Genomic DNA, 13,844 nt, shown 5'->3' with positions numbered 1-13,844 from the left:
GGTGCCTCACAGTTCCTCTGTCAGCCGGTGGATGAAGTCACGGGACTGGTCCGGTTCGAGTGATACGGCCTCCACCCTACGGAAGCGCGTTCGATAAGTCTTGAGCTGAGCCTCGGAGTCGATGAGAACTGAGCCATGAGGCGCGTCCCGCACCACTGTGTCCAGCTTGGGCAGGGGGCCGCCCACGTACCTCATTGTGCTGGAGGCCACGGCGAAGCCGTCCAGGTCAAAGGGAATGACGCGCAAGGTGATGTGGTCCGCTTCGGAGAGTTCGAGGAGCCGCGCGAGTTGGGCCCTTGAGGTGGCGCGGTCGCTGACTCTGATCCGAAGTGCAGCCTCATGGATCACCGCCTCGTACGGGATGGTGATCTCCTGGCGTGCCTTTCGATGCTGGATGCGCAACTCAAGCTCATCCCGGGTGAGTTCAGGCAGCCTGGACGAGAAGACGGCACGCGCGTAATCCTCCGTCTGTAACAGGCCCGGCACGTACAGAATCGCCACGTTGCGCTGGAACCGGGCGTGGTGCTCCAGTTCGGACAGGTCCAGGAACGACGTGGGCAGCAGGCCCCGGTACTCCTCCCACCAGCCGCGTGTCCGATCGGTGGCCATCGCCACCAGTGCGTCGATGAACTCCTCGTCCGTGCAGGCGTAGTGCGAGGCAAGGCGACGCAGTCGCTGCTCGCTCACTCCCGCGAACCCGGCTTCGATCTGGCTGATCTGGACCCGATTCGTGCCAAGCAGCGCCGCCGCCTCGATGGCGGTGAGCCCTGCCGCCTCGCGGAGCCTGCGCAGCTCGACCCCCAGTCGCATCTGACGTGCGGTTGGCTCGCGCCTGAGGACCATCAGTTGCTCCTTGGTTCAACGTGTCCGCCAGTGCGGCTCGTTCGGGGGCAGATTACGCGATCGGCTTGCTCTGTCTTACATGAAAGACCTACCGTCAGTGACGCGACGCACACGCAGCGGAAGCGCACCGCTTCGCCGTGCCATGACGGCTGCGGCAATGCCACCGCGCGTGAATTGCGCTTTCACTGAACGGAGTTGAGGCATGCCTGAATCCTGGGACTACACGCTGTACATCCCGAACGACCTCAGAGCGGTCACCATCTGTCGCCGGACCCTGCGCCTGATCCTGACGATGCACGACCTGATCGGGCTGGTGGACATGGCGGAACTCCTGGCGACGGAGCTGGTCTCCAACGCCGTACGGCACACGAAGGGGCCGGCGGCGTTGAGGGTTCGTCGCTCCCCGGAGGGGGTGGTGTGGATCGGGGCGTGGGACACGGACCCCGGGCCGCCGGAGCCTCCGCGGCCGCTGGAGCAGGTTGAGGAGTTGGAGGAGGGGCGGGGGCTGGGCTTGGTCAGGGCGTGCGCGGACTTCTGGGGTTGGCAGCCGTCGGCCAGGTTCGGGAACCGGGGGAAGTTCGTGTGGTGTGAGCTGGGGGCTGCGTGATGGTGGGTTCTTCGCATGAGGCGCTGCACCGGATCTTCCAGAAGGATCCGGCGCTGCTGACCCGGGCGTTACAGAGTGTGTTGGACGTGCCGTTCCCCGAGCCTCGGAAGATCGCCGCGCTGAACGTGGACCTGACGGAGATCGAACCGGTCGAGCGGCGGGTGGACACGCTACTGCGGGCGGAGACGGACGAGGGCACGTATCTCCTGGTGGTGGAGTCGCAGGGGAAGGTGGACAACCGCAAGCGGGGCAGCTGGCCGTGCTACCTGTCCTACCTGTCCTACCTGTACGAGAAGTACCGCTGCGAGCCCGTGCTCATCGTCATCACCCAGAGCAGCGCCACGGCACGCTGGGCCTCGCAGCCCATCCGTTGATGACGGCGATCCAGTACTTCTGGCGACACCCGCTGGCCGAGCAGGTGCGCGAGGAAGGCCGCGAAGAAGGTCGGGCCGAGGCCAAGGCCGAGATGATCCTCCACATCCTGGAATGGCGCGGCCTCTCGGTGACCGACACTGCCCGCGAACGCGTGGAGGCTTGCACTGATCTGGACCAACTCGAGGCCTGGTCCCAGCTGGCCGTGAACGCCACGGACGCGGCGGAGCTGTTCGCCGAGGAGTGAGCGGGGCTGGGGTGGGCCGCCCGCTTCTTGGCCAGTGCCTCCGCGAGCCGAGTCAAGGGCGCTCCCGCGTCGCCTTCGGCGATCGGTCTGCGGCCGACCCTTGACACGGCTCGCTCCAGCACGGGGAAGAAGCGAGCGGGCGGCCGGGGGAAACTGGGCGGCTTGGCTCTGTCGGCCCCTGGGGCCGGCTGCGTTCGTGCCGTTGGCTGAGGGGCGCGGCAGCGCTGTGGCGGCATGCCGGGTGGGATTGGCGGCCTGCGGGTGGTGGATTCGTCCCAGGGAGTGGGGGCGATGGTTGGCTGGGAGGTGGCGAGTGGTGGATTTGGGCGGGGCGGGGTGGGCAAGACTCGCAGGTCAGGCTGGTGGCTCGGGGTGAGGGTGGCGCAGATCCACCAATCACCGCCCTCGTGTGACGGGAGAGGCTGACGGGGTCCCAGGATCAGGCACCACGTTAAGATCCCTGCGCCGCAGACGAGTTGAGTGACACGGGGGATCGATGGACGGCACCGGCATGCCCGAAGGAGCTTTTCAGGCGCTGGCCGAGGATGATCCGCGGGTGATCGCCGGGTATCGGCTGGTCGCCCGGCTCGGGGCGGGTGGGATGGGCAAGGTGTATCTGTCCCACACGCCGGGCGGGCGTCCGGTCGCGATCAAGGTGATCCGGCCGGAGTTCGCGGAGGATCCGGAGTTCCGGCGGCGGTTCGCGCAGGAGGTGCGGGCGGCCGAGCGGGTGCAGGGGCTGTACACGGCGCCGGTGATCGACAGTGACACCGAGGGTCCGCAGCCCTGGCTGGCCACCGCCTACGTCTCCGGGCCCACGCTCGCCGTGGCGGTCGCCGAGCACGGGCCGCTGCCCGCCTCCACCGTCCTGCTGCTCACCGCCGGCGTGGCCGAGGCTCTCCAGGTCGTGCACGGCGCCGGTATCGTGCATCGCGACCTGAAGCCGTCCAACGTGCTGCTGGCCGCGGACGGCCCGCGAGTGATCGACTTCGGCATCGCCCGCGCCGCCGACACCACCGCGCTGACCAGTAGCGGGGTCACGGTCGGCACGCCCGCCTTCATGTCGCCGGAACAGGCGGCGGGGCGGGCCGTGGGTCCGCAGTCCGACGTGTTCGCCCTCGGCCAGGTCGCCGCCTTCGCTGCTTTGGGCAGGTCCGCCCACGGGGACGGACCTTCCCATGCCGTGCTCTACCGGATCGTGCACGAGGAGGCGGACCTCACCGGACTGCCCGCCGAGCTGACCGAACTCGTACGCCGGTGCCTCGCCAAGGACCCCGACACCCGCCCCTCGCTCGCCGAGGTCCTCGCCCTGTGCAGCGCCGCTTCCGGCACCCCGCAGCTGCGCCGGCCCGAGGACTGGCTGCCGGGCGCGGTGACCACCGTCATCGCCGGCCGTTACGACGCGCCTCTGCCCGCGCCTGTGCCACCCCAGCAGCCTCCGACAGGGCCCGGCGGGACATTCGTACCCGCCGCGCCGCGGCACCCCCCGACGGTCGCGTCGGGGGCGCCCGACCCGTACCAGCCGACGGCCGTGTCCCCGTCGGCTCCGGTGCCCCAGCAGCCGCCCATGGCCCGTCAGCAGCCTCCGGCGGTCTCCTCGCACCCCCACTACGCGCCGACCCAGGCCGCCCACCCCGTTCAGCCCCTTCAGCCGGTGAGCCGCCCCGTCCGACGCCCGAAGGCCGGGGTCGTCCTCGGCTGTGTCGCGGGAGCCGTCCTGCTCATAGCCGCAGTCGTCGGCTACCTCGGCAACCTCGGCGGCGGTTCCAGTTCCAGCAACGGTGGCGACGCGAAGTGGGCCGGCACCTCCGGTGCGCAGGCCACGGGAGGTGCGAAGAGCGGGGGGAAGAAGACGGGCTCGCCGTCCGGCGCGGCCTCGGGCAGCGCGCCCGAGCCCACCGTCTACAAGAACATCGACCTGGCCGACGGCTACGCCCTGAAGTTCGCGGACAGACCGCCGGTGCCGCGCCACGACGGCGGTTACCACGACCTCGACCTGGTGTGCGGCAGCGGCACCTGCTCGGTCAGCACCGTCGGCAACGAACTCGCCCTGCTCGACCAGGGCGCCAAGGGCTCGCTGGACGTCTGCAGGCACGAGACGCGGTACATCCGCCAGGGGGACGGGATCTCCGTGAGCCGTCTGTCCAAGGGCAGGCAGTTCTGCGTGACCACACCGGACGGCGTCATCGCCCTCGCGACGTTCCAGGGCCAGTCGCCCAGCACCAGCGCCAGCCGCTACGTCACCCTGGACGTCACGATCTGGCGCGACGCGGTGCCGGCGACGGACGGCTAGGGCTTTCGGGCCAGCAGGAACGCCCTCGGGCGGGTCTCCTCCGCGTCCGGCTCGCGCACCACCGTGGCCACCATTTCCAGGCCCGCCTCCGTGAGCAGCGCCGTGACCTGCTCCGGGGTGCGCCAGTAGTAGTCCAGGTCGATCTGATGGCCGAAGCGCTCCGCCAGATGGAGGTGGCCAGGTTCCGGGCCGGACTGGAAGGCGAGCAGGACCGGGCCGCCGGGGGCCAGGGTGCGGTGGAACTCGGCGAAGGCGGTCGGGAGGTGATCGTCGGGGACGTGGATGGTGGAGTACAGGGCGAGGATGCCGCCCAGAGTGGCTTCGGGGAGGTCCAGGGACGTCATCGAGCCCACGTGGAAGCGGAGTTGGGGGTGTGCCTCGCGGGCCAGGGCCACCATCGCCGGGGAGACGTCCACCCCGAAGGCCGGGACGTCCATCGCATGCAGGCGGGCGGTGACGTAACCGGGGCCGCTGCCGAGGTCGGCCACGGGGGCCGGGCCGTTCGCCGTGACCAGCTCGGCGAAGGCGGTGACCAGCTGCCGGTCCAGGGGATGGAACAGGCCGTCCGGGAAGCGGGACGCGTAGTCCTTGGCGATGGCGTCGTAGGAGGAGCGGGTGGTCTGCAGGAAGCTCACGGTCGAGTCGCTCACGAGCGCGGAGCCTACTGGCCCGGGCTTGGTCCGGTCCGTGGACTTGTAGAGCGGGAGTATGGGTGGGCGTGGTATCCGTGGAAGGAGGAAACAGAGGTTTTACCCACCAGACTCCGCCGCCATGCGTCCGCCGGTCAGATTTTCTTCACCTAACGGGCTGAAGTTTTGTTGATCGAGGCTCAGTTGACCGGTTGGGCGTCCTACCCTTCAGAGGGTGAACCAATTGATGTCCCTAGAGTATGAGGCCGATGTCCCCGGGGATGTTCTCCCCGGCGTGCTCAGCGAGTCCCTGCACGCCGAACTCGTAGCCTTCCGGCGCGACTTGCACATGCATCCGGAGCTGGGCAACCAGGAGTTCCGTACGACCGCCGCGATCAAGGAGCGGCTGGAGCAGGCCGGGCTGCGCCCCCGCGTGCTCGCCACCGGAACCGGGCTCATCTGTGACATCGGGCTTCCAGAGGGACATCAGCTCGCCGAGGGAGAGCGGCCCGCCATCCCGCTGATCGCCCTGCGGGCCGACATCGACGCCCTGCCCATCCCGGACACCAAGACCGACTGCCCGTACCGGTCCACGGTGCCCGACCGCGCCCACGCCTGCGGCCACGACGTGCACACCTCGGTCGTGCTCGGCGCCGGGCTCGTCCTCGCCGACCTGCACGCCAAGGGGCTGCTGTCCCGCCCGGTGCGGCTGCTCTTCCAGCCCGCCGAGGAGGTCATGCCCGGCGGCGCCCTCGGCGCCATCGAGGACAGGGTGCTCGACGGGGTCGGCCGGATCCTCGCCGTGCACTGCGACCCCAAGGTCGACGTCGGCCGGATCGGGCTGCGGCACGGGCCCATCACCAGCGCCTGCGACCGGCTGGAGATCGCCCTGGACGGGCCCGGCGGCCACACCGCCCGTCCCCACCTGACCACCGACCTGGTCACCGCCGCCGCCCGTGTCGCCGTCGACGTGCCCGCGCTGATCGCCCGGCGCGTCGACACCCGCAGCGGCCTCGCCCTGACCTGGGGCCGGATCGAGTCGGGCCACGCCCCGAACGTCATCCCGCAGCACGCCGAGCTGTCCGGCACCGTCCGCTGCCTGGACCTGGATGCCTGGCGCGAGGCGCCCGACATCGTGCACGCGGCCATCGACGAGATCGCCACCCTGCACCGGGCCAAGTCGGAGATCACCTACGTGCGGGGCGTGCCGCCGGTCGTCAACGACCGGGAGTCCACCGAGCTGCTGCGCAAGTCCATGGTCGCCCGGCGTGGCATGCGGTCCGTCGAGAGCACCCAGCAGAGCCTCGGCGGCGAGGACTTCTCCTGGTACCTGGAGCAGGTGCCCGGCGCCCTGGCCCGCCTCGGCGTCCGCACCCCCGGCGACCGCACGTCCCGTGACCTGCACCAGGGCGACTTCGACGCCGACGAGCGCGCCATCACGGTCGGCGTGGAGATGTTCACGGCCGCCGTACTGCTCGACGAGCTGTAGGCCGCCCGGAGGGGGAGGGGCACCCGTTCGGTGCCTCTTCGTCCCCTTGTGTCATGCTGGCGTAACCGGCGGCGCACAGCTGTAACCCGGAGTCGGCACGAATCGATAACGGCCGGGAAAAACCCCGTTCCCCTCCCCTTCTACGCGCGTTACTGTGCGCCGAATCGCCACCACTGGCGGCACATTGGGGACAGCGGCCCGTGACGGCGCCGTGGGGATGAAGGAGTGCTTGCTGTGCGTCTGCTCTCTCGGAAGATCTCCCGGAGAACGAGGTTCTCCCAAGCTGCGGTGACCGTCGCGGTCGTCGCCCTCGCGGCTGCCGGATGCGGCAAGTCCAGCACCGAGTCCACCGATACCTCCACCAAGGACGGCAAGTACTCCGCCAAGGGCATCGGCCTCGCCTACGACATCGGCGGCAAGGGCGACCAGTCCTTCAACGACGCCGCCTACGCCGGCTTCAAGAAGGCCCAGGACGAGTTCAAGATCGGCGGCAAGGACATCGAGCCGCAGGCCGACGAGTCCGACGCCGACAAGGTGCAGCGCCTGGAGACCCTCGCCAAGGCCGGGTACAACCCGATCATCGGCGTCGGCTTCGCCTACGCGCCGGCCGTGAAGCAGGTCGCCGGCAAGTACCCGAAGATCACCTTCGGCATCATCGACGACAACACGATCCAGGCGAAGAACGTCGCCGACATGGTCTTCCACGAGGAGCAGTCCTCGTACCTCGCGGGCGTGGCCGCGGCCAAGGCCACCAAGAAGAACCACATCGGCTTCATCGGCGGCGTCGACATCCCGCTGATCCACAAGTTCGAGGCCGGGTTCGACCAGGGCGCCAAGTCCGTCAACCCGAAGATCAAGATCGAGTCGCAGTACCTGACCCAGACCCCGGCGGAGGGCGGCTTCTCCAGCCCGGACAAGGGTGAGAACGCGGCCAACGGCCAGATCGACGCCGGTGCCGACGTGATCTACCACGCGGCCGGCCTCTCCGGCCAGGGCGTGATCAAGTCCGCCGCCGAGCACAAGGTGTGGGCCATCGGAGTGGACTCCGACCAGTACTCCCAGAGCGCGCTGGCCAAGTACAAGGACTACATCCTCGGCTCGGCCCTGAAGAACGTCGGCGGCGCGGTCTACGACCTGTCCAAGTCCGTGTACGAGGGTAAGCCGCTGTCCGGCGAGGTCCGCGGTGACCTGAAGTCCGGCGGTGTCGGCTTCGCGGACTCCAACCCGAAGTACCAGGCCATGAAGGACGTCGTCGCCGCGGTCGACAAGGCCAAGCAGGACATCGTCGGCGGCAAGATCACGGTCAACACCAAGTGATCTGACCCCCGGCTCCGCGCCCGACCGGGCGCCGTCGTACCCCGTACGCCCCTTGCCTCCCGCAAGGGGCGTACTGCTGTCCGTAACCTTGGCAGTGACGGTGGCCACAGCTAGATAACGGACCGGACATTGGGGGTTTTCCGTCAGGTCTACGCGCGTTACGCTGCGGCGGAACCAGCGCCTGGTTTGGGCGCTTGCACAAAGGAGTCACGTTCCATGCGCCGGGTGTCCCGTATCACGATTGCAGGCGTTGCGACCGCAGCGCTGGCCGTCACCGTCTCTGCCTGTGGCAGCTCGTCCACCTCCTCCTCCAGCGAGGGCAAGTCCAAGGGCATCGGCCTGGCGTACGACGTCGGCGGCAAGGGCGACCAGTCCTTCAACGACGCCGCCTACGCGGGCCTCCAGAAGGCCGAGAAGGACCTCGGCGTCAGCGGCCGGGACGTCGAGCCGCAGGACAACGAGACGGACGCGGACAAGGTGCAGCGCCTGGAGACCCTCGCCAAGGCCGGGTACAACCCGGTCATCGGCGTCGGCTTCGCCTACGCGCCGGCCGTGAAGCAGGTCGCCGGCAAGTACCCGAAGGTCACCTTCGGCATCGTCGACGACAGCACGATCCAGGCGAAGAACGTCGCCGACATGGTCTTCCACGAGGAGCAGTCCTCGTACCTGGCGGGCGTGGCCGCGGCCAAGGCCACCAAGAAGAACCACATCGGCTTCATCGGCGGCGTGGACCTCCCGCTGATCCACAAGTTCGAGGCCGGCTACATCCAGGGCGCCAAGTCGGTCAACCCGAAGATCAAGATCGAGTCGCAGTACCTCACCCAGACTCCGCAGGAGGGCGGCTTCTCCAGCCCGGACAAGGGTGAGAACGCGGCCAACGGTCAGATCGACGCGGGTGCCGACGTGGTCTACGCGGCCGCCGGCCTCTCCGGCCAGGGCGTGATCAAGTCCGCCGCCGAGCACAAGGTGTGGGCCATCGGCGTCGACTCCGACCAGTACAAGCAGGCCGCGCTGGCCAAGTACAAGAACTACATCCTGACCTCGGCCCTGAAGAACGTCGAGGGCGCGGTCTACGACCTCTCCACGTCCGTCATCAAGGACAACAAGCCGCTCTCCGGCGAGATCCGCGGTGACCTGAAGTCGGGTGGCGTGGGCATCGCCCAGTCCAACCCGGCCTTCGCGAAGGACGCCGCCATCCAGGCCGCCATCAAGAAGGCCGAGGAAGGCATCAAGAACGGCAGCATCACGGTGAAGACCTCCTGACGATCTAGGTCAGAAGCCTTGGCCAACAGAACGCTGTAATGGCAGCGTTACGGCCACGGAACGGGGTGCGGAGAGGATGACCTGCCCGCACCCCGTTCGCGCGGCAGAATGCTCGGGACGGATCGGATTTTTGATCGAGACGAAGCTCTCGATCAAGGTCGGTCAGATCCGGGCACTATTTAAAGCAGGGGCGCTACGCGCGTAGAGCGGCCCCTTTCCCGAGGAGAGTGCGCCATCGACGCGTCCAGCAGCCCTCCGCTCACCGCTCCGTCGACAGTCGCGGTCGAGCTCGCGGGCATCACCAAGCGATTCCCGGGTGTCGTGGCCAACCACGACATCCACCTGACGGTCCGCAAGGGCACCGTCCACGCCCTCGTGGGCGAGAACGGCGCCGGCAAGTCGACCCTGATGAAGATCCTCTACGGCATGCAGAAGCCGGACGAGGGCACCATCCAGATCGACGGCGAGCAGGTGAGCTTCTCCAGCCCCGCCGACGCCATCGCCCGCGGCATCGGCATGGTCCACCAGCACTTCATGCTGGCCGACAACCTGACCGTGCTGGAGAACGTGGTGCTCGGCAGCGAGAAGCTGTACGGCATCGGCGGTGGCGCCCGCAAGAAGATCAAGGAGATCTCCGACCGCTACGGCCTGGGCATCCGCCCGGACGTGCTGGTCGAGGACCTCGGTGTGGCCGACCGTCAGCGCGTGGAGATCCTCAAGGTCCTCTTCCGCGGCGCCCGCACCCTGATCCTCGACGAGCCGACCGCCGTGCTGGTCCCGCAGGAGGTCGACGCGCTCTTCGACAACCTGCGCGAGCTGAAGTCCGAGGGCCTGTCCGTCATCTTCATCTCCCACAAGCTGGGCGAGGTACTGTCCGTCGCCGACGACATCACCGTCATCCGGCGCGGTACGACGGTCGGGACCGCGATCCCCTCCCAGACCACCCCGCGCCAGCTGGCCGAGCTGATGGTCGGCAGCGAGCTGCCCACCCCGGAGACCGCCGAGTCCACCGTGACCGACCGGGCGGTGCTGGAGGTCAGGAACCTCACCGTGTACGCCCGCGGCGGCGCATCCCTCGGGGAGCTCGGCGCACAGCCCGAGACCGCCACGACCGGCTCGGCCGGCGCCGCACCGGGTGCCGACATCCTCACCGAGGCCACCAGCCCCAGCGCGGCCAAGCGTGTCCTCGACGACGTCTCCTTCACCATCCACGCCGGCGAGGTCATGGGCATCGCCGGTGTCGAGGGCAACGGCCAGACCGAGCTGATCGACGCGCTGATCGGCACCAAGAACGCCGACTCCGGCTCGATCGTCTTCCTGGACGAGGACATCACCCCCTGGCCCACCCGCAAGCGCCGTGAGTCCGGCGTCGGCTACATCCCCGAGGACCGCCACCGCCAGGGCCTGCTGCTGGAGGCTCCGCTCTGGGAGAACCGCATCCTCGGCCACGTCACCGAGAAGCCCAACGCCAAGGGCTTCTGGCTGAACCCCAAGGGCGCCCAGGACGACACCCGCCGGATCGTCGAGGAGTACGACGTCCGTACCCCCGGCATCGACGTCACCGCGGCCTCCCTGTCCGGCGGCAACCAGCAGAAGCTGATCGTCGGCCGCGAGATGAGCCACGCCCCGAAGTTCCTGATCGCCGCCCACCCCACCCGTGGTGTGGACGTCGGCGCCCAGGCGCAGATCTGGGACCGCATCCGCGAGGCCCGCCGCGAGGGCCTGGCCGTGCTGCTGATCTCCGCCGACCTGGACGAGCTGATCGGCCTGTCGGACACCCTGCGCGTCATCTACGACGGCAGGCTGGTCGCCGACGCCGACCCGGCCACCATCACGCCGGAGGAGCTGGGCTCGGCCATGACGGGTGCCGCGTCCGGTCACCTGGAGCACGAAGAGACCGCCCCCGAGGGCGACGACAACGCCGGTCCGGAGGACGAGGCCCGATGAAGAAGTTCGACAAGGAGCGGGTGCTCGTCGCGGTGGCCGGCCCGGTCATCGCGCTCGTCCTGGCGATCGTGCTGACCTCCGTGGTCCTGCTCGCCTCGGGCAAGAACCCGATCGAGCCGTACACCCTGATGCTCCAGCAGCTGCCGTACTCGGACATCCAGGTGCTGATCATCAACCAGGCGTCGCTGTACTACATCGCCGCCATCGCGGTCGCCCTCGGCTTCCGCATGAACCTGTTCAACATCGGTGTCGACGGCCAGTACCGCCTCGCCGCGGTGATGACCGCCGTCGTCGGCGCGCACGTGGCCCTGCCCAGCTTCCTGCAGATCCCGCTGCTGCTGCTGGTCGCCATGGCCACCGGCTCCTTCTGGGCCGGCATCGCCGGTGTCCTGAAGGTCACCCGGGGCGTCAGCGAGGTCGTCGCGACGATCATGCTGAACGCGATCGCCACCGCCGTCATCGGCTACGTCACCCTCACCGACGTGTGGGGCGTGCAGGTCGGCAACAACTCGACCACCGGCATCATGAAGAAGTCCGGCTGGTTCCCGGGCATCAACCTGGGCTCGGACGTCGGTGAGATCTACGGCCTGGTCTTCCTCGCCGTCCTCCTCGGCATCGGCTACTGGATCGTCCTCAACCGCACCCGCTTCGGCTTCGACCTGCGCGCCACCGGCGCCTCGGAGACCGCCGCCGCGGCCTCCGGCGTCGACGCCAAGCGCATGGTGCTGGTCTCGATGCTGATCTCCGGCGCCATCGCGGGCCTCGCCGGCCTGCCGCTGCTGCTCGGCGAAAGCCACACCTACAGCCTGAGCTTCCCCGTGGGCCTCGGCTTCACCGCCATCGGTATCGCTCTGCTCGGCCGCAACAACCCGGGCGGCATCGCGCTCGCCGCCCTGCTGTGGGCCTTCCTCGACAAGGCCTCGCCCGCCCTCGACTACGCGACCCCCGTGGCGTACGACAAGGAGATCGCGACGATCATGCAGGGCCTGATCGTCTTCGCGGTCGTCATCTCGTACGCGTTCGTCCAGCAGTGGGCCCTGCGCCGCCAGCAGCACAAGGTCGGCGCCGAGCTGGCCGCGGCCGCCGCCAAGAACACCAACAAGGAGGTGGCTGCCTGATGTCCACCGCGACCATCGCCAAGCCGCAGGCGAAGCAGCCCGGCAAGGGCGGCCGCCGTATGTCCCTCCCGGTACTCCTGCTGGTCATCGCGGGCGTGCTGGTGCTGACCTCGATCGTCCGCATCATCACCGGCGCGGACGGCATCACCTCGGTCGGGCAGATGTCCGCCGCGCTGCAGCTCGCGGTCCCGATCGGCCTCGCGGGCCTCGGCGGCCTGTGGGCCGAGCGCGCGGGCGTCGTCAACATCGGCCTCGAGGGCATGATGATCCTCGGCACCTGGTTCGGCGCCTGGGCCGGCTACCAGTGGGGCCCGTGGGTGGGTGTCGTCTTCGGCATCGTCGGCGGCGCGCTCGGCGCCGTCCTGCACGCCATCGCCACGGTCACGTTCAACGTGAACCACATCGTCTCCGGTGTGGCGCTGAACATCCTGGCCCTCGGCACCACCCGCTACCTGTCGAAGTTCACCTTCGCCAACGCCCCGCAGGGCTCCACCAAGCAGTCCCCGCCGATCGACTCCCTGGGCGAGTTCAGCATCCCGGGCCTGTCGGACTGGCTGAACACGCTCAACGGGAAGCACTGGTTCCTGGTCTCCGACATCGCCGGCCTGCTCGGCGGTCTGGTCACCGACCTGTCGCCGCTGACCGTGATCGCGGTCGCCCTGGTCCCGGCGACCTGGTGGGTGCTGTGGCGGACCTCCTTCGGTCTGCGCCTGCGCTCCTGCGGCGAGAACCCGGTGGCGGCCGAGTCCCTCGGCGTCAACGTGTACAAGTACAAGTACATCGCCGTGATCATCTCCGGTGGCTTCGCCGGCCTCGGCGGCGCGTTCCTGTCCATCGTCGCCTCGAACGTGTACCTCGACGGCCAGACGGCCGGCCGCGGCTACATCGGTCTCGCCGCGATGATCTTCGGCAACTGGATGCCGGGCGGCCTCGCCCTCGGCGCGGGCCTGTTCGGCTACACCGACAGCCTCAACCTGCGCGGCGGCACGGTGAACGTCCACGCGCTGATCCTGCTGCTGGCGATCCTCCTGGTGTTCGGCGCCGCCTACCTGGCGTGGAAGAAGAAGTACGTCCCCGCCGTCATCACGGTCGTCATCGCGGCCCTGATGTTCGTCTGGTACGCCTCCACCAACGAGGTTCCGCGCCAGCTGGTGACGGCGACCCCGTACATCGTCACGCTGCTCGTCCTCTCGCTGTCCGCGCAGAAGCTGCGCATGCCGAAGGCGGACGGCCTGCCGTACCGGAAGGGACAGGGCAAGTGACCGGTCCGGCCGCCGACTTCGACTGGGAGGCGCTGCGCGCCCAGGCGCGGGAGGCCATGTCCCACGCCTACGCCCCCTACTCGGGGTACCGGGTCGGCGTCGCGGCACTGGTCGACGACGGGCGCACGGTCAGCGGCTGCAACGTCGAGAACGCCTCCTACGGGATCAGCCTGTGCGCCGAGTGCGGCCTGGTCTCGCAGCTGCAGCGCACCGGGGGCGGCCGCCTCACGCACTTCACCTGCGTGGACGGCACGGGCGGGCTGCTCGTCCCGTGCGGCCGCTGCCGCCAGCTGCTCTACGAGTTCGGCGGCCCCGGCCTGCTCGTGGACACCCCCGCGGGCATCCTCCCGCTCTCCGAGATGCTGCCCCAGGCCTTCGGCCCGGACCATCTCTCCAAGTAACTCCCGTACGGCCCCCCTGTCCTGCGCAGGGGGGCCGTGCACTTCGCACCTCCGGA

The 13,844-nt window shown here is 69.1% G+C and carries 11 protein-coding genes and 1 pseudogene; 10 read left to right on the top strand and 2 right to left on the bottom strand.

The window, feature by feature from the left end:
• Window positions 1-6: 6 nt before the first annotated feature.
• Entirely contained in the window at window positions 7-843 is an 837-nt protein-coding gene (locus ACWC5O_RS24540) for a helix-turn-helix domain-containing protein (RefSeq protein WP_390772720.1), read from the bottom strand.
• 202 nt (window positions 844-1,045) lie between these two features.
• Here ACWC5O_RS24540 and ACWC5O_RS24535 point away from each other — a divergent pair, with 202 nt between their 5' ends.
• The 3 genes and pseudogenes from ACWC5O_RS24535 to ACWC5O_RS24525 all read left to right on the top strand — a co-directional run bounded on the left by ACWC5O_RS24535 (window position 1,046) and on the right by ACWC5O_RS24525 (window position 4,362).
• On the top strand, window positions 1,046-1,450 hold the full coding sequence (locus ACWC5O_RS24535; protein ID WP_390772719.1) for an ATP-binding protein: 405 nt from the start codon (window positions 1,046-1,048) through the stop codon (window positions 1,448-1,450).
• Window positions 1,450-2,069, top strand: a pseudogene (locus ACWC5O_RS24530) (hypothetical protein). Before ACWC5O_RS24535 ends, ACWC5O_RS24530 begins: the two are co-directional and overlap by 1 nt.
• A gap of 511 nt (window positions 2,070-2,580) precedes the next feature.
• Window positions 2,581-4,362 carry a protein kinase domain-containing protein gene (locus tag ACWC5O_RS24525; protein WP_450583992.1) on the top strand — a complete coding sequence of 594 codons (1,782 nt, stop codon included), beginning with the start codon at window positions 2,581-2,583 and terminating at the stop codon, window positions 4,360-4,362.
• Here ACWC5O_RS24525 and ACWC5O_RS24520 read toward each other — a convergent pair.
• Window positions 4,359-5,012: a class I SAM-dependent DNA methyltransferase gene (locus tag ACWC5O_RS24520; RefSeq protein ID WP_450583990.1), complete on the bottom strand. Its 654-nt coding sequence runs from the start codon at window positions 5,010-5,012 to the stop codon at window positions 4,359-4,361. The two genes, ACWC5O_RS24525 and ACWC5O_RS24520, sit on opposite strands and share 4 nt — an antisense overlap.
• Before the next feature lie 226 nt (window positions 5,013-5,238).
• On the opposite strand from ACWC5O_RS24520, the gene ACWC5O_RS24515 reads away from it, so the two are divergent.
• From ACWC5O_RS24515 to ACWC5O_RS24485, 7 genes are all read left to right on the top strand, one after another.
• Window positions 5,239-6,480 carry an amidohydrolase gene (locus ACWC5O_RS24515; RefSeq protein WP_386579103.1) on the top strand — a complete coding sequence of 414 codons (1,242 nt, stop codon included), beginning with the start codon at window positions 5,239-5,241 and terminating at the stop codon, window positions 6,478-6,480.
• A gap of 288 nt (window positions 6,481-6,768) precedes the next feature.
• Window positions 6,769-7,797 (top strand): BMP family lipoprotein, encoded by a 1,029-nt coding sequence (locus ACWC5O_RS24510; RefSeq protein WP_390772716.1) that lies wholly within the window; start codon window positions 6,769-6,771, stop codon window positions 7,795-7,797.
• A gap of 216 nt (window positions 7,798-8,013) precedes the next feature.
• Window positions 8,014-9,060, top strand: coding sequence for a BMP family lipoprotein (locus ACWC5O_RS24505; RefSeq protein ID WP_450583988.1), 1,047 nt, complete (start codon window positions 8,014-8,016; stop codon window positions 9,058-9,060).
• Between the two features lie 234 nt (window positions 9,061-9,294).
• Complete coding sequence (locus ACWC5O_RS24500) at window positions 9,295-11,007, top strand: ABC transporter ATP-binding protein (protein ID WP_390772787.1); 1,713 nt, start codon at window positions 9,295-9,297, stop codon at window positions 11,005-11,007.
• Window positions 11,004-12,125 carry an ABC transporter permease gene (locus ACWC5O_RS24495; RefSeq protein ID WP_386579108.1) on the top strand — a complete coding sequence of 374 codons (1,122 nt, stop codon included), beginning with the start codon at window positions 11,004-11,006 and terminating at the stop codon, window positions 12,123-12,125. The genes ACWC5O_RS24500 and ACWC5O_RS24495 overlap by 4 nt, the downstream gene beginning before the upstream one ends.
• Window positions 12,125-13,387 carry an ABC transporter permease gene (locus tag ACWC5O_RS24490; RefSeq protein WP_450583986.1) on the top strand — a complete coding sequence of 421 codons (1,263 nt, stop codon included), beginning with the start codon at window positions 12,125-12,127 and terminating at the stop codon, window positions 13,385-13,387. Before ACWC5O_RS24495 ends, ACWC5O_RS24490 begins: the two co-directional genes overlap by 1 nt.
• Complete coding sequence (locus tag ACWC5O_RS24485; RefSeq protein WP_450583984.1) at window positions 13,384-13,788, top strand: cytidine deaminase; 405 nt, start codon at window positions 13,384-13,386, stop codon at window positions 13,786-13,788. The genes ACWC5O_RS24490 and ACWC5O_RS24485 overlap by 4 nt, the downstream gene beginning before the upstream one ends.
• Window positions 13,789-13,844 lie beyond the last annotated feature (56 nt).

The sequence above is a fragment of the Streptomyces sp. NPDC001450 genome (genome assembly GCF_053597295.1).
Note: the sequence above shows the minus strand (reverse complement) of the source record. Positions and strands in the feature narration are given on the sequence as shown.

What these genes read in the sequence shown, in the direction of transcription:
- ACWC5O_RS24505 (WP_450583988.1), top strand. Translation starts at nt 8,014, where the DNA reads ATGCGCCGGGTGTCCCGTATCACGATTGCAGGCGTTGCGACCGCAGCG.
- ACWC5O_RS24515 (WP_386579103.1), top strand. Translation starts at nt 5,239, where the DNA reads ATGTCCCTAGAGTATGAGGCCGATGTCCCCGGGGATGTTCTCCCCGGC.
- ACWC5O_RS24535 (WP_390772719.1), top strand. Translation starts at nt 1,046, where the DNA reads ATGCCTGAATCCTGGGACTACACGCTGTACATCCCGAACGACCTCAGA.
- ACWC5O_RS24540 (WP_390772720.1), bottom strand. Translation starts at nt 843, where the DNA reads ATGGTCCTCAGGCGCGAGCCAACCGCACGTCAGATGCGACTGGGGGTC.
- ACWC5O_RS24490 (WP_450583986.1), top strand. Translation starts at nt 12,125, where the DNA reads ATGTCCACCGCGACCATCGCCAAGCCGCAGGCGAAGCAGCCCGGCAAG.
- ACWC5O_RS24495 (WP_386579108.1), top strand. Translation starts at nt 11,004, where the DNA reads ATGAAGAAGTTCGACAAGGAGCGGGTGCTCGTCGCGGTGGCCGGCCCG.
- ACWC5O_RS24525 (WP_450583992.1), top strand. Translation starts at nt 2,581, where the DNA reads ATGCCCGAAGGAGCTTTTCAGGCGCTGGCCGAGGATGATCCGCGGGTG.